This is a genomic window from Malonomonas rubra DSM 5091 (genome assembly GCF_900142125.1).
In the GTDB taxonomy this organism is placed as follows: Bacteria; Desulfobacterota; Desulfuromonadia; order Desulfuromonadales; family Geopsychrobacteraceae; genus Malonomonas; species Malonomonas rubra.
Genome location: NZ_FQZT01000001.1, coordinates 1 through 19,076, shown reverse-complemented (window position 1 = coordinate 19,076; position 19,076 = coordinate 1). Strand labels below are relative to the sequence as shown.

Genomic DNA, 19,076 nt, shown 5'->3' with positions numbered 1-19,076 from the left:
CGCTAATCCAAACCACATTCACTGAAAGTACGGTTGATATGAAAACATATGTTTTGGATACCAATGTCCTGCTGCATGATCCCCAGGCCCTGTTCAAATTTGAAGACAATCAGGTCATTCTCCCGTTGACGGTGATTGAGGAGATCGACCGTTTCAAAAAAGAGCAGAGCGAAACAGGTCGCAATGCCCGCCAGATCTCACGCATGATTGACGGCTTTCGTAAAAAGGCAAAGCTTTTTGAGGGTGTCCCGCTCGATAACGGTGGCAATTTCAGGGTTGCGATTTATCACGAGGAGTTTTTGCAGAAACTTCCTCCGGAGCTTCAGGTTGACCAAGGTGACAACCGTATCATTGCTGTCGCTAAGGATTTGCAGGAGAATTCGGCTGAGGGCACGGTGATTTTCGTCACCAAAGATATCAACTTGCGGATCAAGGCCGACACGATTGGCATGATCGCAGAGGACTATCAGAACGACAAGATCTCTGTCGACGATCTTTATACTGGAACCACTGAGCTGATGGTCAGTAAAGATCAGGTCGATCAGTTTTACGAACTGGGCAGCATCGACATTGAAGGCGAGTTTAATGCCAATCAGGGAATAACGCTGATCGATGAGACTAATCCGTCTCACTCGGCGATCGGTCGCTACGATGCGATAGCACAACAGGTTAAGCCGCTGCTTCGTGTGCCCAAAGAGGGGGTTTGGGGCATTCATGCACGCAACCGCGAACAGCAGTTCGCTTTTGACCTGCTGCTGAACGACGATATTCAGCTGGTTTCCCTGGTCGGTAAAGCCGGTACAGGTAAAACCCTGCTGGCGATTGCCGCCGGCCTGTTGAAAACTGCAGACGAAAGCGTTTACAGTCGCTTACTGGTGTCGCGCCCGGTCTTCCCGATGGGCCGAGACCTCGGTTTTTTGCCCGGTGATGTTGAAGAGAAGCTGGCCCCCTGGATGCAGCCGATTTTCGATAATGTTGAATTGCTGCTGTCCAGCGTCGATGAAGGTGGTAAACGCAAACGAGGCTACCGCGAGTTGATCGATTTGGGGTTGATGGAGATTGAGCCGTTGACATATATTCGCGGTCGTTCGATTCCTCGTCAGTATATGATTGTCGATGAAGCGCAAAACCTGACGCCACACGAGATCAAAACTATTATAACCCGTGCAGGTGAGGGGACTAAGATTGTCCTGACTGGCGACCCGTACCAGATCGATAATCCTTATGTCGATTCTGCAAGTAATGGTTTAACTTATGCGGTCGAACGCTTTAAAGGGCAAGAGATTGCAGGGCATATGACATTGACCAAAGGTGAGCGGTCTTCGCTGGCAGAACTGGCTGCGAACCTGCTGTAAACAAATTATCATTCGTCGGCAAAAAAGATGTTATTACTTGCTTTAGAAAGTTCTTGTGACGAAACCGCAGCGGCGGTGGTTCGTGACGGAAAAGAGATCCTTTCCAATCTGATCTCTTCTCAGATCGACGTTCATGCTGCCTACGGCGGGGTTGTTCCGGAACTCGCGTCACGTCGTCACCTGGAAGTGATCAACCCACTGGTCGACGATGCTTTGCAACGTGCAGGTGTGGAAAAAAATCAGCTCGACGGCGTTGTTGTCACTCGTGGTCCCGGATTGATTGGTGCCCTGCTGGTTGGCCTTTCCTTTGCCAAAGCCTTCGCCTATGCCCAGCAGATCCCGGTCATTGGCGTGCACCATATCGAAGGGCACATTCTGGCAATCCAATTGGAAAAACAGGTTGAGTATCCTTTCCTGGCATTGGCTGTTTCCGGTGGGCACACTCATTTGTTTCGTGTTGACGGCATAGGTCAGTATCGTTTACTCGGTCGCACCGTTGACGATGCCGCCGGGGAGGCTTTTGATAAGGTTGCGAAAATGCTTGGGCTTGGCTATCCCGGAGGACCGATCATCGACAAACTTGCCCAGGAAAGTGATGATGGAGATATTGTCTTCCCACGGCCTTTGCTGAAAAAAGACAATTACGATTTCAGTTTTTCTGGCATGAAAACAGCCGTACTGAATTACCTGAACAAACTGGACGCTGAGCCAGACAAGGAGCAGCTGGGCCAGATCTCATCGGCATTTCAGACGGCGACAGTCGATGTCCTGACGAAAAAGGCACTGCGCGCCGCTGAAGCAGAAGGCCTGACCCGGATTGTTGTTGCCGGTGGAGTTGCCTGTAACAGCGGACTGCGAAAGCGTTTTGCAGAATTGGCCGAAACGGAAAGGCTCGATGTGTTCTTCCCGTCACCGATCCTTTGTGCAGATAACGCGGCCATGCTTGCGGTCGCCGGTCATCATTACCTGCAGCAGGGACATCGTTCCAATCTTGATCTCAATGCTGTTTCCAGTTGGCCGCTTGAGCAGGCAGGCATTTTCAGCGGGTAATATTTTTTATGACGTGGAAGCGGTTCGGTTTTTTCAGACAGTTCAAACTCAACCTTATCAGGTTGATTCGTTTGCGCGTTGAGCCTGATGAAATCGCCCGTGGTATGGCATTGGGACTGTTCATCGGAATGACACCGACTTTCGGTGTCCAGATGTTCATCGCTTTGTTCTGCGCGATGTTGCTGCGACAGAATAAAATTGCAGCGTTGATCGGGGTCTGGAACACCAACCCGCTGACAGCTCCGATCATCTATGGAATGGAATACGAGGTTGGTCGTTTGCTGCTGGGGTTACCGCGGCCAACAACACAAATCGAATTCACTTACGAGGCGATGAAAGAGTTAGGCTGGATGCTGGCGTCTCCACTTAGCCTGGGCAGCTTGGTGCTCGGTATCCCTGTGGCAGCTATCGGTTATGCCTTGACCCTGCATTTTATCCCTGTCATGCGCCAGTGGCGGGTTCCTCGCTGGCCACGTCCCCGACGGAAAGAGAACATTACAGAGTGAAACAGGGTGGATACAAAACCAAAAAACGGTTTGGTCAGCATTTTCTGCACGACCAATCAGTTATAGATAAAATTCTTGCAGCGGCAGAACTTTCTGCCGACCAGGAGGTTGTGGAAATCGGCCCAGGTTTAGGTGTTTTAACTGATCGTCTATTGCCTGAAACAGCCCATGTGCATGTGATGGAAATCGATCGTGACCTGATCGAACTTTTGCAGGCACGGCAGGATTCCCGATTAAGCGTGCACGCTGGTGATGTATTGAAGACCGATTGGACTGCTTCTCTGCCGCAACCCCCTTACGTTCTCGTGGCAAACCTGCCGTATAATATTTCCAGCCAGATTGTCTTTAAACTACTCGAACACAGGCCGTTGTTTACGCGCATGGTATTGATGTTTCAACGGGAGGTTGGTGAACGTCTCGTTGCAAGCCCCGGCGGGAAAGATTACGGCATCCTTTCTGTCCTCTGCCAGCTCTGGTACGATATCAGCGTCGTCTCTCTCGTTAAACCGGGCGCGTTCAATCCTCCTCCCAAGGTTGATTCCATTGTTCTCAAGTTTGTTCCACTGGCACATCCGCGTGTCGATCCGATTAACGAAGCGATGTTTCAGCAGGTCGTCAAAGCAGCCTTTACCCAGCGCAGAAAGACGTTGCGTAACAGCCTTCAGGCTGCTGGCTTCGAACCGGAACTGGTGGCTGAAATGCTTGCCTCAACCCAGATCGATCCAACCCGCCGTGGTGAAACTCTACAGTTACAGGAATTCTCCGACCTGACCCGTGTTTTCTGCGCTGGAAAGTCTTAAAAATTCACTAATCTCGCCTTGCGAAGCCTTATAGCATGGGCTATGCTTCTCACTGATCGTTGACGGCAAATTGCCTGCAATGACTGGTTTTATCTGAAAATCCAGAGACGCAAGGGAGCGTTGAATGAAAGTGACTGTGATGCGTGGCGGGCGAGACGCCGGAGAGCAGAATGTTACTCTTCAGCAGACTGAAATCGAACAGGCGTTGATTCGCCATGGACAAGTGGACAACACAGGTTTGTTCGCGACCTTCGGTGAAATTCTGAGGCAGCAGGTGCCGGCCAATTTTCTTGCCGGACTCTCCCTTGAAGAACTGGTGAAAAACCTTCTTCTGGCCGCTGAGTTTGTCAGTAACAGGACCACTGATATCAAGGTGGAAATGTATCCCTTGCAGAACGCCGGTCACTATTATCTTTTAGCCAACGCACTAGACGCTAATCATATTTTCTCCTCTGTTCAGGAGTTTTTCCATCTCCGAGCATTAAACTTCCGTGTCATCTGCCATCCGATTCTCTCGGTCAGTCGCGTCGATGGCAAACTGCAGAAAATCTGTGAGGGGGATCAATCCTTAGAGCAGGAATCTTTTATTTGGCTGGAACTGGAATTGGTCCCACGGAGGATGGTTGCCGAGCTGCAAAAAGGTGTAGAGAAAATTATCGCCGCAGCACTGAAAGTCAGTCGGGCGCGAAACAAGAATGTCGAAAAAATTGCCGCCCTAGCTGAGATCGACAACCTGCGAAAATTTGCCGACCTGTTTGACTGGCTTCAGGATGACAACTTCGTCCCGGTCGCAAGTCGCAGCTTCCTGTACCACCAAGACACCCCAGAGCAGATCAGGGAGGTGGAAGAGGACGCTCTTGGGCTGACCCGTTTTTATCAGCAACCTTTCGATGGTTTGTCGAAGCCGATTCCTTTGCGTGCTCCTGCAGTCGGCAGTATGCATGCACTCGGCAACGACGTGGCACTGGAGAAAACGGAGCTGCGTTGTCCATTGTATCGATTTGAGCGTCTTTCCTATCTCGGTTTCCGTCAGCCACTGGAAGATGGAAATTACCGTGAACATTCTTTCTGGGGTTTTTATACCCAGAAAAGTATCGATGTGAATACGTCCTCGATCCCGGCGCTGCGCAAACGGATAGAAGAGGCCCAGCGACAACTGAATATCCCGCACCACAGCCACAATTACCGTAAAACGATTCAGATCATCAATACGTTCCCAAAGGTCGAACTGTTCTTGATGGGAGATGATGAGCTGAGGCGAATGCTGCGCTCTTTCACCCAGATGCACAGACAAGCCGGGGTTAAAGTGGTCGTCGCGCCGAGCTTGTCAGAGTCGGACTTGACACTGCTGCTGACGATGCCAAAAGAGTTCTATTCAGCAGATAAAATCACCCGGCTGGAAACCTACATTAAGCGTTACCTGCGTGCTGGTTCGGTCGATTCGCACCTGATTCATTTGTCATCAGATTATCTTAGCTTGCACGTTAATCTGCGCATGAAGCAAAAAGAAGTCACGATCGACTTGCAGCAGTTAGAGCAGGGATTGACCCGGTTGACGCTGCCGTGGGAGCTGAAGTTTCGTGCTTTGATGGAGAAGAGCTTCGGCGCTGAATCCTTTGATTTGTGGGAACGCTTCATCAATGCCTTCGACCAGGAGTATCGCTCTCGGACACATCCGCGTTTCGCTGTTCGTGATGTCCGCAATATCGAAAAACTGTTGCATAAGCAGCAGGATGCTTTCGATTTGTGGGGCCCGTTCCATGATGATGACGATTATTATCGTCTCCAGTATTACAGCTTGCGTGAAAGCTATCTGAATGAATTGATGCCGTTTATGGAAAATCTCGACCTGAGCGTTATCGAAGAGGTCGACTTTTCTTGTGATGTGTCAGGGCAGCGAGTCTTTATTAAGAGTTTTGCCATCCGCCCGAACTCTATCGGGTTAATTCCTTTCAAAGAACTGAAAGAGCTATTGCTGAATGCTTTGCTGGTGATGAGCAGGGCCGAGGTAGAAAACGATTATCTCCATCGCCTGTTGCTGCTTACCGGTTTGGATTGGCAGGAGATCGATGTTTTCCGCGGCTACCGCAATTACTATTTCCAGCTCGGCTGTCCGTTTACCAAAAAGCGCGTCGCATTTGCCCTGATCAATAATGCCAATGTCGCGCTACTGCTGTATCGCTACTTTGAAGGACGTTTTAAACCGAACGTCGACTGGTCCGATCCGATGATTCGCGAGCTTGAAGTTCTGTCGCCCATTCGTCAGCAACTTGTCGAGGCGTTGGAGGAGGTCAGTGATACCAATGAGGACCGCATTCTTCGCACCTTGTTCAACCTGATCGATTCAACGGTACGGACCAATTTCTTTATTCGCAAGGACAGGGCCGATTACTTCTTCTCCTTCAAAATCAGTTCTCTCGGTGTTATCGACATGCCTGCTCCGCGCCTTCTGTACGAAGTTTACGTGCATTCGGCGACCATGGAGGGCATCCATCTTCGCGGTGGTAAGGTCGCACGTGGCGGTATCCGCTGGTCGGATCGGCCAGACGATTTCCGCACTGAGGTGCTTGGCCTGGTCAAAGCACAGATGACAAAGAACGCCGTGATCGTTCCGGTCGGGTCCAAGGGGGGCTTTATCACAAAGCTGAGCAGCCCGGACCGTGAAGAGATGGGCGAAATTGTCAAAAATGCCTACCAGAGCCTGATGCGTGGCCTCCTCGACCTGACAGATAATCGAACTGGGGCTGGCGTCGTCCGTCCAGACGGAATCGTCGCTTACGATGATGAAGATCCCTACTTGGTAGTTGCCGCAGATAAGGGAACCGCGCACCTGCCGGACACCGCCAATGCGGTCAGTAAAAGTTATGGTTTCTGGTTGGGAGACGCTTTCGCAAGTGGTGGATCTCACGGTTACGACCATAAAAAGCTTGGCATTACTGCTCGTGGAGCTTGGGAAAGTGTTAAACGCTTGTTCCGAGAGCGGGGCCACAACACCCAGGAAGAGCCATTCACTGTTGTCGGTATCGGCGATATGAGCGGCGATGTTTTCGGTAACGGCATGTTGTTGTCACGGAAAATCAAACTGCTGGCTGCGTTTAACCATATGCATATTTTCCTTGATCCGAACCCCGATCCGGAGGCGTCATTCAAAGAACGGGAGCGATTATTCAATCTGCCGCGTTCTACATGGGACGATTACGACAAAAGCTTGATTTCCGAAGGCGGCGGGGTGTTTTCCCGCACACTGAAAGAAATCCCGCTGTCGCCGCAGGTAGCTACGTGGCTCGGCGTGCGACAAAAAACGATTGATGTGCCGGGGTTGATTCAATTGCTGCTGAAAGCAGAGGTTGATCTTCTCTGGAATGGCGGTATCGGAACCTATGTAAAAGCGACAACTGAAACCAACGAAAACGCCGGTGACCGCGCCAACGATGCTGTACGTGTTGATGCCACTGAATTGCGCGCCAAAGTGGTGGGTGAAGGCGGAAACCTTGGTATGACCCAGTTGGCTAGGATCGAATACGCCAAGTGTGGCGGCCGTTTGAACACCGACGCTATTGACAACTCTGCAGGCGTTGACAGCTCCGACCATGAAGTCAATCTGAAGATTCTGCTGCAGGTATTGCTGCAGGAGAAACAGCTGCCGGACATGGATGCTGGTTACAAGCTGCTGGAAGAGATGGAGGAAACTGTCTGTCAGGACGTCCTGAACAACAACTATATGCAAACGCAGTCGATCTCGCTTGATGAAATCCGCTGCCGGAAAGATGTCGAACCCTACCTTGAGTTGACGGATCGCCTCGGACGGTCCGGCCTGCTCGATCGTCGCGATGAGTATCTGCCATCACGCAAAGATGTCGCAGCCCGAGCGGAGAACAGCCTTTTGAGACCCGAACTCTCGGTTCTGCTTGCCTATAGCAAAATGTTCCTCTACCGCGCTTTGCTCGATTCCGATGCGTTCGACAACCGGATCGTTAAGCAGTTGCTGTACGATTATTTCCCGGAGCAGGCCGTTGACCGTTACATAGACTCAATCAGCCGTCACCCGCTGGCAAAAGAAATCACGGCAACGATGATGACCAACCGTGTGATCGATCAGGCCGGCAGCGCTTTCTGCCAGACTCTCAGCCGCCTGACCGGTCGCAGCCAGGTAACAGTGGCAAATTATTACTTGACCTATGACTATCTGCTTGATGGCAGCAAGTTGCGGCAAGCTATTTATGCCATGGATAATCGGATTGCAGCTGATGAGCAGTACCGTTTGTTGATGCGGCTTGAAGACACCTTGTTCAGTTTCTGTTCTTTTGCGCTGAGTAACGGCATGGACTTGCCAGAAAACGAGCAAAGCCTGGAAGCAATCCACCAGAAGTTGCAGCAATACGCACACCTGCTGCCACAAATTTTGCCGGAGGAAAGCTGGCAGATCAGTCAGGCGGAACAGGAACGCTTGATTGCTGAAAACTTCAGCGAAGATGTTGCGCTCAGCTTTGTCACTCTCGATTATCTGACCGATTTCCTGCCGCTGATTTGCATGTCCCAGGTCTCCGGGGTTGAGTTGGAGAAGTTGGCTCGGATGAAGGTTCTGGTCGATAAAACCCTCTCACTGGATGCAATCATCAATCTGCTGAATAAGGTGCAGCTACGGGACGCTTGGGATCGTCGGGCAAAAGAATCTTTGCTCGGCTCATTGCACTCTGTTATGGTTCGAATTGTTCAGCAGGTTGCCTTGGACTCAGCGGAAGACCCGCAGCAGTTTTTTGCGCAACGGCGGCAAAAGCTCAAAGCATTTGAAGGGTTGCGTCAGTCTCTCAGTAGCGAGGTGCCACGCAATTTTCATCCGTTTACCGTTTTGCTGCGATCACTGGACAACTTTCTCGCCGGATAACGCGTGAACTATTATCAAGACTAGCGGGGCAGGCATTGAACGTCTGCCCCGTTTTTTGTCATTACTGAAGGAGCTTTTATGCTGAAACGTCAACTCGGTCCCTGTGTCACCTATTTCCCTCAGCCAACGTCAATTATTACCAGTGTTAATTCGGAAGGAACTGCCAACCTGATGACGGCATCCTGGGTCGGAATTGTCAGTAAAACACCTCCAACCATGGCAATTTCGCTGAACAAAGGGAGACAAACCTACGACAATATAAGCAAACAGAAAGAATTTGTCGTTAACATGGTGCCAGCGTCACTCGCTGTTGAGGCAGATTTTTGTGGCATCCGCAGCGGCAAAAACCACGATAAGCTCGAGCAGGCAGGCCTTTCACTGCAACCAGCAGAATGTGTAAAGGTTCCACTGTTAAATGAATCTCCGTTGAACGTTGAGTGCCGACTGGTTCAGGAGGTCGAATTGGGGGACTATCGTTTATTGATGGGAGAAATTCTGCAGATTCATGCGGCAGAATCCGCCTTTGATGAAGCAGGGAAAATGGACGTGCGCTGCTTCGATCCACTGGTTTACTTGGGGGGCGTGCGAGAATATTGGGATCTCGGAAATATGCGTGCGGCGGCCTATGCTGATGGTCAGCGACTTGTTGTCGATAAATAGGATCGTTTTTCATGAAAAGAAAGCATCAGCTATCATGAAAAGGTGGTAGACAATTAAAACTACGCTGTGATATACCGTAAACGCCTAAAACAGGTGGCCCGGGACTCGTACCGGAGCCGTAAACCTGTCGGCAAAAACTGATACCGCCTGGATCGTTAGACCGGGACGGAAGGTGATACGCCAACTTCGGAGCTTTTGCTCTTCGATATATAAATGCCTTTCGTTCATGACGAAGGGCATTTTTTGTTTAAGCCTAGGAAATTACTCGTGAATAAGCAAAAAACAATACTCGACATAGCGGCTATGAAACAACAGAGGGAAAAAATTTCTGTGCTGACGGCCTATGATTATCCCTTTGCAAAGTTGATGGATCAGGCTGGAATTGACATGATTCTGGTTGGCGACTCGGTCGGTTCAGTGGTTTCCGGTTACGACAATACTCTGCCGGTGACGATGGAGGAGATGATCTATCATACCAAGGCTGTGGCTCGGGCAAGCGAGCAGGCCCTGATCATTGCAGATATGCCTTTTATGAGCTATCAGGTCAGCGTTGCCGAAGCGCGGATGAATGCCGGTCGTTTGGTAAAAGAAGCGGGCGCGCACGCCGTCAAACTGGAAGGTGGACAGCCCGTTGCCGAAACCATAGGTGCCATTGTTGCCATCGATATTCCGGTCGTTGCCCATATCGGCCTGACACCTCAATCGATCCACCGCATGGGTGGGTTCAAAGTGCAGGGTCGTCAGGAAGAACAAGCAAAACAGATTCTTGCCGACGCCAAGGCGGTAGAAGACGCTGGGGCATTCGCTGTTGTGCTGGAAGGCATCCCGCGCGACCTGGCTAAAGAAGTGACCGAGTCGCTTTCGATCCCGACCATTGGCATTGGAGCTGGAGCCGACTGTGACGGCCAGGTTCTGGTGATTCACGATATTCTCGGTTTGTGTGACAAGTACTCCCCAAAATTCGTCAAACGCTTTGCCGACATCTCCGGCACTGTCAGTCAGGGGATCAGCGATTATATCGATGAAGTCAAATCGGGTGATTTCCCGACCATTGACCATTCGTTTAAATAGAGGTCAGCATGGACATCATTACATCACCGGAAACCATGCAGCAGCGAGCGCTGGCAGAGCGGTCCGAAGGGCGCAGGATCTCTTTTGTTCCGACCATGGGCTATCTGCATGCTGGCCATATCTCTCTCCTGGAAGAAGGGCGTAAACGTGGCGACCTGCTGGTCCTCTCGATTTTTGTCAACCCGACCCAGTTTGGCCAGGGAGAGGATTTCGAAGATTATCCGCGTGATTTGCAGCGCGACGCTGAGTTAGCTGATGAGGCTGGTGTTGATATTATCTTCGCCCCGGTGGCAAGCGCCATGTACCCCAAAGGTTACGCAACCTATGTTTATGTAGAAAACATCACCGAAGGTCTATGTGGTGCCAGCCGACCTGGCCATTTTCGCGGTGTGACAACAGTTGTCAGCAAGCTGTTCAATATCGTTCAGCCGCATGTGGCACTGTTCGGCAACAAGGATTTTCAGCAGTTGGCCGTTATCCGCCGGATGGTGCTTGATCTGAATATGCCGATTGAGGTCGTCGGCATGCCGATCTTCCGTGAAGAAGACGGTCTGGCGATGAGTTCGCGTAACGTTTACCTGTCAGCTGAACAGCGCAAACAGGCGTTGGCGCTGTCGCAGGCGTTGACAACTGCGCGCAATCTTGCCGCTGTCGGAGACCTTGATTGCGCGGAAATCATTTCAACGATTTCTGAAGATATCGCCAAGCAGCCAGATGCAAGGATCGACTATATTAAGATCTGTCATCAACTGACGCTGCATGAACAGAGTGCTGTTGACCAAGACTCCGTTCTGCTGCTGGCGGTTTATATCGGCAAAACCCGTTTGATTGACAATGGTTTTCTTCTCGTTCCAGCTTGAGCCTTGGTATTGAATTTATTTGTTCTGGAGATGGTAGGCAGATGACGAAGAAAGAAATGGCCCAGGCCAACCTGGAGAATCTTTATCGCATTTTTACCGTTCCTGAAGCGCCCGATTCCACTCTCGGGCAGATTGATCACGCCATTACCGACAACGTGACCGGTTTCCTGCAGGAACACGTTGTTGCCCTGCAGCGCGAGATGGAAGAAATCGAGAAAGATTTCACCAATCCGTGTATCCCGGAAGAGCCAACCTTCGTTTCTGAATACACTGAATTCGTCAAAGACAAGCTGGTCGCACAGTCTGTTCACACTGCAGCGCCAAGCTTTGTCGGTCACATGACGTCGGCTTTGCCCTATTTCATGCTGCCGCTGTCACGGATCATGATCGCACTTAACCAGAACGTGGTTAAAGTCGAGACTTCCAAGGCGTTCACGCCCATGGAACGGCAGGTCCTGGCGATGCTGCATCGACTGATCTACAATTTTGATGACAACTTTTACCCGGAGTGGATCCACAAAAGCCAGTATGCACTTGGCGCATTCTGCTCGGGTGGCACGATCGCCAATATCACGGCTCTCTGGGCGGCTCGCAACCGTCTTCTTGGACCTTCTGGCGATTTCAAGGGTATTGCGCAAGAAGGCTTGTTCAGAGCCATGCAGCACTTGCAGTGCAACGGCCTGGCGGTGCTGGTTTCTCGCCGTGGGCACTACTCTCTTGGCAAAGCGATTGATGTTCTTGGTCTCGGACGTGAAAACCTGATCGCTGTCGATACCGATGAAAACAATCGCATCGATATGAAGCAGCTTCGTTACCAGTATGCTCTGCTCAAAGAGAAGGGCATTCGTCCAATCGCGCTGGTTGGAATTGCCGGAACGACCGAAACCGGCAACGTCGATCCGCTTAACGAGATGGCAGATTTTGCCTCAGAAATTGGTTGCCATTTTCACGTTGATGCAGCCTGGGGCGGACCAACACTGTTTTCCGAAAAGTACAGACACTTGCTCAGCGGGATAGAACGTGCAGATTCTGTAACGATCGATGCGCACAAGCAACTTTACGTGCCGATGGGGGCAGGGATGGTGCTGTTTAAAGATCCGACAGCACTCTCGGCAATCGAGCATCATGCCGCTTATATCCTCCGGCATGGATCAAAGGATCTCGGTAGCCATACACTGGAAGGCTCCCGCCCGGGCAAGTCGATGCTGGTACATGCCGGTTTGTCAATCATCGGCCGTAAAGGTTATGAGCTTTTGATCGATATGGGGATAGAAAAGGCGAAGATGTTTGCCGAGAAAGTCAACCAGCACCCCGATTTCGAACTGATCAGCGAACCGGAACTGAACATTTTGACCTATCGCTACAACCCGAGTTGGCTGCAGCTCGCCATGTCACAGGGATCTGCCGAGCAAGTCAGTAAAGCAAACCAGCTGCTCGATCAGGTCACGCGACTGGTGCAGAAGCATCAACGGGAAGCGGGCAAGTCGTTTGTGTCGAGAACGAGCCTGCGGGCCAAAGCCTACTGCGACGAGACCCTGACCGTGTTCCGGGTGGTACTGGCCAACCCGCTGACAACGGATGAAATTTTATCTGCCGTGCTTGAAGAACAATGTGCTATCGTACAAGGCAAAGAAATTCAACAGTTACTTCAAGATGTAAAAAATATTTTCAGTGATTTTGAACAGCGTCAAGCCTGTTAGTTCGATGGATAGTTGATTTGGCCACAATTTACAGCGCGAAATATCTGCTTCCAATAGACGCCCCGCCGATTGCCGGTGGGGCGTTGCTCGATCTGGACGGTGAAATAGCCGCTGTCGGCTCTTTAAAGCAGTTACGGCATGAGTTCCCGGCAGCTGATGTTGTCGAGTATGCGGAAGCGGTCATTACGCCGTTGCTGATTAATGCTCATACTCACTTGGAGTTGACCGATTTTCCTGTCTGGGCTGGAAAAGCTGGTGAAACGGAAAAGCTGAACGATTTTGTCGATTGGATTCTCAAGTTAATCCGGGTTAAGCGGTCACTGGGAAAAAAGGATTACCACCAATCGATTGAAAACGGCATCCGTCTTTCCCTTGCAGCAGGAACAGGCGCTGTCGGAGATATTCTATCGCAGTACGCTTGCCGCAAAGCTTACAAAAAGTCGACTCTTCAAGGCATCGTTTACCTGGAAAGCCTCGGTCACGATCCGGGCATCATCAGTAAAGTTCGGCAGGAGCTGCGTTCTGTCCTGGCAGAAGAGCAGGTCGGCAATTTACGCTTCGGTTTGTCACCGCATTCTCCCTACACAATAAGTTCAGAGTACCTGCAGGACATTTTCAGCAAATGTCGGCGCCAAGGACTGCCTTGTAGCACTCATCTTGCGGAGTCGCCTGCTGAGGTGGAGTTTATCCAACAGGGCAGGGGGGATTTGGCAGAGAAACTCTATCCCTTTGTTGGTTGGGAATATCTGGTGCCTGATGGGAGCAGCCTCAGGCCAGCAGCTTATCTGCAAAGTCAGGGGGGACTGTTTCCAGGAAACTTGCTAGTCCATGGTGTCCAGTTAGTTGATAAAGAAATTGACCTTTTAAAATCGAAAAAAATGGCGCTTGCGCTCTGTCCGCGTTCCAACGCCAAGCTCTCCGTTGGAAAGGCTCCGGTTCAACAACTCATGCGTGCTGGCATCAAGCTTTGCCTTGGTACCGACAGCCTCGCAAGTAATGATAGCTTGTCAATTTGGGATGAAGCTGCTTTTGCCCACAGCTGGTTTGCTGGAGCCATTGATGCGCCGAGCTTGTTGCGAATGGCGACACGGCATGGCGCGGAAGTGCTGGGGGTCGACAAACGGCTCGGTTCGCTGGAAAAAGGAAAAGATAGCAGCTTTCAAGTGATTCACATTGATTCTTCTGTTGCTGAAAATGAACTTTATGATTATCTTGTTGCTCCTGGCGTTACAGAGAATATCCTGCAGGTTGTCCATCAGGGGCAAACGATGTTGGTTTGAAAGATGTGTCTGAATGATTGAAGAAGTCGGAACAGTTGTCGAATTGAAAGAACAGCGGATCGCTGTTGTCATGTGTAAGCGAAACAGTGCCTGCGAACATTGCCCATCCTCAGGGGCTTGTTCGATGGGTGACAACAGTGAAACCATGCTGGTTGATGCAATTAATATGATTCGTGCACAGGTTGGCGATCAGGTTAAGGTTGTTGCCAGCACAAAACACTTTCTGCAGTCTTCTTTTATGCTTTACATCGTTCCGATAATAGGGCTATTGATTGGTGCCCTGATCGGTGAAAGTGTTGGCAAAAGAGCTTCGTTGGGAATCGATCCTTCGTTGATGTCCGCATTGACAGCGGTCGCTTTTCTGGTGGTCACCTTCATTTTAATCAGACTGGCGACCATGCGCTTGAAGCGTGAAGCCTTCATGCCGCGCATTATTGCAAAACAGGCCGGTTGAACGGACGTTGTATGGGCGTTAAAATTATTGCAACAAATAAAAAAGCCTATCACGATTATTTTATAGATGACACCTTTGAGGCTGGTATCGTTCTGACGGGAACCGAAGTGAAATCGATCCGACTGGGCAAGGTCAACCTGAAGGAATCATTCTGTCGAATCAAGGACGGTGAAGTCTTTATCAATAATATGAATATCAGCCCTTATGATTTCGGCAACCGGGAAAATCATGATCCAACCCGGATGCGTAAACTGCTTCTGCATCATGCCGAAATCGACAAGCTGATTCGCCTGACGGAACAGAAAGGTTTAGCCTTGGTGCCGACCAAGCTCTATTTTAAACGCAACTACATCAAACTGGAAATCGGCATCGGGCGCGGGAAGAAATTGCACGACAAGCGACAGACAATCAAGCAGAAAGAAGCTGATCGGGAAATGTCGAAAGCGATGAAGCAAGCTTATAGATAGCTTGGAATGTGCCTGGAAAAATGAGATAATACTTCTAGGTCGACAATTTAACTAACTGAAAAATAAATAAAAGGGGGTGTCAAGGTTTCGACGGGGGACGGAAACGAAGGTGGCATGCCGAGGTGGGCTGGCCTCGTAAAAAGCCCAACTATAACTAAACGCAGACTCTGACGTTAGTTACGCACTGGCCGCTTAATTAAGCGACCACGTTTCATGCTTTATCGCCCATGTAGAGTATGGAACGTACAAGAAGTGGGATAGTTTCAGCGAGTGTCTGTGGCGCTGAGGCGAAACTTAAGCAGACTCGCCGGTTGGATATCCTGTCTGTGGGAGCTTCACCCGGTTAATTCAATACACAGACTACGCATGTAGAAGCCTTACGTGGAAAGCTTTCGGACGCGGGTTCGATTCCCGCCACCTCCACCAATTCACACGTAGTGAAAACAAGGGGTTACGGTTCTTTTCTGTACCTTGCAGAAAGGAGATATGCCGTGCCCCTTCTACGTATTGCAGTTCCCACCTACGCAAGAAATTTCTTTCACATCACAGAGATCAAAAGACAATTCGTTAGTAAGGATGCTGCTGATCAATGTAGACTCATGGCCAAGTCTTTATTTAGGAGGATACGGTACATGGCTTTAAGTCCAGCCGAAATACAACAGCTCGTTGATCAATTTTATGATTCATTGACTGAAGAACAGCATAGACAGATGGCGCAAGGTGATGGAACTCTTATGCCTACCACTGCTGGTATGCATGCTCAGAGGCTTCTGGAAAATCGAAATGACATCGACCCAATGGACATTGTTCTTTTGAGCTCTGAGCTTCTAAGGGCAGCGGGCTATTCGAGGCGGTCGCCCGGTCGGTACGGACGCTCTAATTTGCCCTCTGAGGGACGATCTCTGGCCGATCCTGCCCACGCTATGGGCGCTGGGGTGCCGCGCCCTGTGGCGGAGTCTGCTAGTGGCGGCATGCTGCTATCTGAACTGTGCGAGCTAAGAATAAAAAGTATGATGGCTCAAGAAAGAGCACCTAAAACAATCAGTTCCGAAAAGAGCAAGCATAAGCATTTCATCGAAATTTTAGGAGATAGGATGATAAATGCTTTTACACTTCAAGACTTCTTAAGCTTCCGTGAAGAGATGATCGCTTCAGGGCGTGCAGAGCAGACGGTACACAATACTTGTGTTTCATTGAGTACTCTTTTCAACTTTGCTGTTGAGTCTGATTGTCTTGAGAAGTCACGGGTTCCTCGCTGGAAGAAGTCTAGAGAATTGAAACGCAGTACAGGGTGGGATGAGTTTGGTGAAGATAATGTCAAAGCACTGCTAGAATCTCCATGGTATTCAAAAGGAAAGCCACTCGACTACCGTGGGTGGATACCTATAATTTCTTTATACTCTGGCCTTAGGATAGATGAAGTCTGCCAACTTCATAAAAGTGATTTGTTAGAGGTCGATGGGGTTCTTTGCCTGTCTGTTAATGATGATGGAAACAAAAAGGTCAAGACTGATACCAGTATCCGCAAGGTTCCAGTTCACTCAGAGTTAGTTCGTTTAGGGCTGACACAGTATGTTGATAAGCAAGACGGAGAGCGGATGTTTCCTGCATTGCAGAATAACGGCCATGGCTATGGTTCCGCATACGGTAAAGTTTTTGGACGGTATTTGAGAAAACATATAACCAAGGAGAAGAAGGTAGTCTTCCATTCAATACGTAAAAGTTTTGCTAGCAAGCTATCTGAGCAATCAGTATCGGAAGAGCTTATCGGAGCTCTATTGGGACACTCTCCTGAGAATGTGGTCACTTCGCTATATATTGGAGAGAGGTCTATTTCGGTACTAAAGGGTGCTGTTGATAAGATACCTGTTTGGAAATGATGATATTTAAGAAGATATAGATATAGTGTAAGTTGTTGAATTGATAATGATATTGTTCTTTTGTTTATAGCAGTCCGTTGCCTTTATGTGCTTTTTTGATACAGATACCACAAATTGCACAAGTGACTGTTTTGTGGGTACATATGGACGTCTGAATGTGTAGCTTTCTTTATACTAATAGGGTGGGGTAATCCTAAGTGTCCGATATCTAGTTATTAATATTTGTTCTGCTAGGTGCCGTATGGGGGAAAGCAAAATTAATGCTTAGTTGATTGTGGCAATGGGGAAGCAGGGCATGTTTGATATCCTTAGTATAGATAAAAGCTAGTATATTCAATTGGTTTGAGATATATTTAAAGTATGGGGGGAGCCGATAGACATAAATGATAACGCTTGCCGTTGCTGCCTGTAAGGGTGGTAACGGCTTTTTTTGTTTGTAGCCAAAGATAACTGTGGAGGTATGTATGTCAGGTGCAAAAGAGGGGTTGGGGCAGTTGTTTAGTGGTACATTTATGATTTTTTTTATGATCGCATATATTGGTAGTTTGCCACTTGCGATTATATTTGGAGATAAGTGGGATGTTGTGTTGTCTCTCTTTATTCCTACTTATGGCTTTTGGGTAATGTTAAAGGCGGTAATGTGATGAGAAGGCTGCTAATTATAACGGCTATCCTCTTATATGTTCTGCCTAGCGTTTGTGTTGCCAAAGACAACTATTTACCGCAAAAGGTTGTCGAGAGTTTTCAGGTTCTTTGTATGGAAAGTAAGGCAAATATAGAGGTGCTTGATAGTAAAGTAAATCTGAATCGCCCCGGTTTTCCCGGAGACAGTTTTCGTTTGAGTCAAGCCGCCTTACTTGACTCCTCCAGCCGATAATACTCTTTCTCTTTTTCTGCAGGTGGAATATTTCCAATTGATTCCAGCAATCGGCGATTGTTAAACCAATCTACCCATTCCAAGGTTGCGTATTCAACAGACTCACGACCTTTCCAAGGGCCGCGATGGTTGATAACTTCCGTTTTGTAGAGGCCGATGATTGTCTCGGCCAAAGCGTTGTCGTAAGAATCTCCAGTTGTGCCGACAGAGGCATTGATTCCGACCTCGGACAGACGTTCTGTATAGCGAATCGAGAGATACTGACTGCCCCGGTCGCTATGATGAATCAACTCCCGGCGGTTCTTGCGTGCCCACAGTGCCTGCTCCAGTGCGTCCAGAACGAGCTCTGTCTTCATCGATGTCGAAACACGCCAGCCAACAATACAACGTGCGTACACATCAATGACGAAAGCAACATAAACAAAACCGGACCAGGTGGCGACATAGGTAAAATCAGCTACCCAGAGCTGATTCGGGCGACTCGCCTTAAAAGTCCGTTTCACCAGGTCAGGGGCACGGTTCTGCTTTGGATCGCTGATCGTTGTGATCTTTTTCTTGCCGCGCACAACCCCTCGCAGCCCCATCTCACGCATCAACCGTTCAACGGTACAGCGGGCGATCGGTATCCCTTCGCGGTTTAACTGCCGCCAGACTTTACGAACACCATAAACCCGTAAGTTCTCGTTCCAAACCCTCTGAATCTCAGGTTTCAATAATTGATCCCGCCAGTATCGTGACGGAACTTTGCTAGGATCGTCTTGGCGCGCCTTGTGGTGGTAGTACGTTGATGGGGCGATCGGTAACTGGCGACAGATCGGCTCGACCCCGTATTGGCTTCGATGCTCATCAATAAAAAACACCATTACTTCGGTTTGCGGTCGAGCTCCGCCTGGGCGAAAAAAGCAGCAGCTTTACGCAGGATCTCATTGGCGCGTTTCAGCTCCCGGTTTTCCCGCTCCAACTGCTTCAATTGCTCTTGAGCCGTTTGATCCTTAGAGCGGCTCTCTTGAGATCCCCCCGCTTCTTTGCACCATCGACGTAACGTTTCTGGCGTACACCCTATCTTTTCAGCAATAGAACAAATCGCTGACCAGCGGGAGGAATATTCTCCCTGCTGTTCCGCTACCAATCTGACCGCTCGCTCTCTGACCTCAGGACTGTATCTCTTGTTTGTATTCATGACCCCATACTCTCAAAGTTTGGAGTCTCCGACAATCCCGGGGCGATTCAA

15 protein-coding genes, 1 other RNA gene and 1 other annotated feature are annotated in these 19,076 nt (G+C 49.6%); of the genes, 15 read left to right on the top strand and 1 reads right to left on the bottom strand.

All coding sequences use genetic code 11. The annotated features are described in order from the left end of the window. Positions 1 to 38 precede the first annotated feature (38 nt). The 15 genes from BUB13_RS00085 to BUB13_RS00015 all read left to right on the top strand — a co-directional run bounded on the left by BUB13_RS00085 (position 39) and on the right by BUB13_RS00015 (position 17,612). Positions 39 to 1,355 (top strand): PhoH family protein, encoded by a 1,317-nt coding sequence (locus BUB13_RS00085; RefSeq protein ID WP_072904719.1) that lies wholly within the window; start codon positions 39 to 41, stop codon positions 1,353 to 1,355. Between the two features lie 27 nt (positions 1,356 to 1,382). Further along, complete coding sequence (tsaD, locus tag BUB13_RS00080) at positions 1,383 to 2,405, top strand: tRNA (adenosine(37)-N6)-threonylcarbamoyltransferase complex transferase subunit TsaD (protein ID WP_072904718.1); 1,023 nt, start codon at positions 1,383 to 1,385, stop codon at positions 2,403 to 2,405. Between the two features lie 8 nt (positions 2,406 to 2,413). Then, on the top strand, positions 2,414 to 2,911 hold the full coding sequence (locus BUB13_RS00075) for a DUF2062 domain-containing protein (RefSeq protein WP_072904717.1): 498 nt from the start codon (positions 2,414 to 2,416) through the stop codon (positions 2,909 to 2,911). Beyond that, the gene (gene rsmA, locus BUB13_RS00070) at positions 2,908 to 3,711 is read left to right on the top strand and encodes a 16S rRNA (adenine(1518)-N(6)/adenine(1519)-N(6))-dimethyltransferase RsmA (protein WP_072904716.1); all 804 of its coding nucleotides are present in this window, start codon (positions 2,908 to 2,910) and stop codon (positions 3,709 to 3,711) included. Before BUB13_RS00075 ends, rsmA begins: the two co-directional genes overlap by 4 nt. A gap of 124 nt (positions 3,712 to 3,835) precedes the next feature. Further along, positions 3,836 to 8,596, top strand: a complete 4,761-nt coding sequence (locus BUB13_RS00065; RefSeq protein WP_084091600.1) for an NAD-glutamate dehydrogenase domain-containing protein — start codon at positions 3,836 to 3,838, stop codon at positions 8,594 to 8,596. Positions 8,597 to 8,674: 78 nt separating this feature from the next. Next, positions 8,675 to 9,256, top strand: coding sequence for a flavin reductase family protein (locus BUB13_RS00060; RefSeq protein WP_072904715.1), 582 nt, complete (start codon positions 8,675 to 8,677; stop codon positions 9,254 to 9,256). A gap of 267 nt (positions 9,257 to 9,523) precedes the next feature. Next, positions 9,524 to 10,327, top strand: coding sequence for a 3-methyl-2-oxobutanoate hydroxymethyltransferase (gene panB, locus BUB13_RS00055; RefSeq protein ID WP_072904714.1), 804 nt, complete (start codon positions 9,524 to 9,526; stop codon positions 10,325 to 10,327). Positions 10,328 to 10,335: 8 nt separating this feature from the next. Continuing rightward, positions 10,336 to 11,187 (top strand): pantoate--beta-alanine ligase, encoded by an 852-nt coding sequence (gene panC, locus BUB13_RS00050; protein ID WP_072904713.1) that lies wholly within the window; start codon positions 10,336 to 10,338, stop codon positions 11,185 to 11,187. A 41-nt stretch (positions 11,188 to 11,228) separates the two neighbouring features. After that, complete coding sequence (panP, locus tag BUB13_RS00045; protein WP_072904712.1) at positions 11,229 to 12,887, top strand: pyridoxal-dependent aspartate 1-decarboxylase PanP; 1,659 nt, start codon at positions 11,229 to 11,231, stop codon at positions 12,885 to 12,887. Positions 12,888 to 12,904: 17 nt separating this feature from the next. Continuing rightward, positions 12,905 to 14,167 carry an amidohydrolase family protein gene (locus BUB13_RS00040; RefSeq protein ID WP_161947596.1) on the top strand — a complete coding sequence of 421 codons (1,263 nt, stop codon included), beginning with the start codon at positions 12,905 to 12,907 and terminating at the stop codon, positions 14,165 to 14,167. Between the two features lie 13 nt (positions 14,168 to 14,180). Next, positions 14,181 to 14,621, top strand: a complete 441-nt coding sequence (locus BUB13_RS00035; RefSeq protein ID WP_072904710.1) for a SoxR reducing system RseC family protein — start codon at positions 14,181 to 14,183, stop codon at positions 14,619 to 14,621. Between the two features lie 11 nt (positions 14,622 to 14,632). After that, on the top strand, positions 14,633 to 15,088 hold the full coding sequence (smpB, locus tag BUB13_RS00030) for an SsrA-binding protein SmpB (protein WP_072904709.1): 456 nt from the start codon (positions 14,633 to 14,635) through the stop codon (positions 15,086 to 15,088). Positions 15,089 to 15,160: 72 nt separating this feature from the next. Beyond that, positions 15,161 to 15,514: a transfer-messenger RNA gene (gene ssrA / locus BUB13_RS00025) on the top strand. A 206-nt stretch (positions 15,515 to 15,720) separates the two neighbouring features. Further along, complete coding sequence (locus BUB13_RS00020) at positions 15,721 to 16,968, top strand: site-specific integrase (RefSeq protein ID WP_161947595.1); 1,248 nt, start codon at positions 15,721 to 15,723, stop codon at positions 16,966 to 16,968. A 464-nt stretch (positions 16,969 to 17,432) separates the two neighbouring features. Then, positions 17,433 to 17,612 (top strand): hypothetical protein, encoded by a 180-nt coding sequence (locus BUB13_RS00015; protein WP_072904707.1) that lies wholly within the window; start codon positions 17,433 to 17,435, stop codon positions 17,610 to 17,612. Between the two features lie 199 nt (positions 17,613 to 17,811). On the opposite strand, the gene BUB13_RS00010 is transcribed toward BUB13_RS00015, so the two are convergent. Beyond that, positions 17,812 to 19,025 (bottom strand): IS3 family transposase gene (locus BUB13_RS00010; RefSeq protein WP_139249257.1). Its coding sequence is split into 2 segments (ribosomal slippage): positions 17,812 to 18,740 and positions 18,740 to 19,025, totalling 1,215 coding nucleotides; the frame shifts between segments, so codons are not numbered across the junction. Continuing rightward, positions 18,634 to 18,750: a sequence feature (AL1L pseudoknot), on the bottom strand. Its footprint overlaps the gene before it by 117 nt. Positions 19,026 to 19,076: the final 51 nt, after the last annotated feature.

Excerpts from the sequence above, each read along its gene's own strand:
- BUB13_RS00075 (WP_072904717.1), top strand. The coding sequence starts at position 2,414 with ATGACGTGGAAGCGGTTCGGTTTTTTCAGACAGTTCAAACTCAACCTT.
- BUB13_RS00085 (WP_072904719.1), top strand. The coding sequence starts at position 39 with ATGAAAACATATGTTTTGGATACCAATGTCCTGCTGCATGATCCCCAG.
- panP (WP_072904712.1), top strand. The coding sequence starts at position 11,229 with ATGACGAAGAAAGAAATGGCCCAGGCCAACCTGGAGAATCTTTATCGC.
- BUB13_RS00020 (WP_161947595.1), top strand. The coding sequence starts at position 15,721 with ATGGCTTTAAGTCCAGCCGAAATACAACAGCTCGTTGATCAATTTTAT.
- BUB13_RS00015 (WP_072904707.1), top strand. The coding sequence starts at position 17,433 with ATGTCAGGTGCAAAAGAGGGGTTGGGGCAGTTGTTTAGTGGTACATTT.
- panC (WP_072904713.1), top strand. The coding sequence starts at position 10,336 with ATGGACATCATTACATCACCGGAAACCATGCAGCAGCGAGCGCTGGCA.
- BUB13_RS00060 (WP_072904715.1), top strand. The coding sequence starts at position 8,675 with ATGCTGAAACGTCAACTCGGTCCCTGTGTCACCTATTTCCCTCAGCCA.
- tsaD (WP_072904718.1), top strand. The coding sequence starts at position 1,383 with ATGTTATTACTTGCTTTAGAAAGTTCTTGTGACGAAACCGCAGCGGCG.
- BUB13_RS00065 (WP_084091600.1), top strand. The coding sequence starts at position 3,836 with ATGAAAGTGACTGTGATGCGTGGCGGGCGAGACGCCGGAGAGCAGAAT.
- smpB (WP_072904709.1), top strand. The coding sequence starts at position 14,633 with ATGGGCGTTAAAATTATTGCAACAAATAAAAAAGCCTATCACGATTAT.
- BUB13_RS00035 (WP_072904710.1), top strand. The coding sequence starts at position 14,181 with ATGATTGAAGAAGTCGGAACAGTTGTCGAATTGAAAGAACAGCGGATC.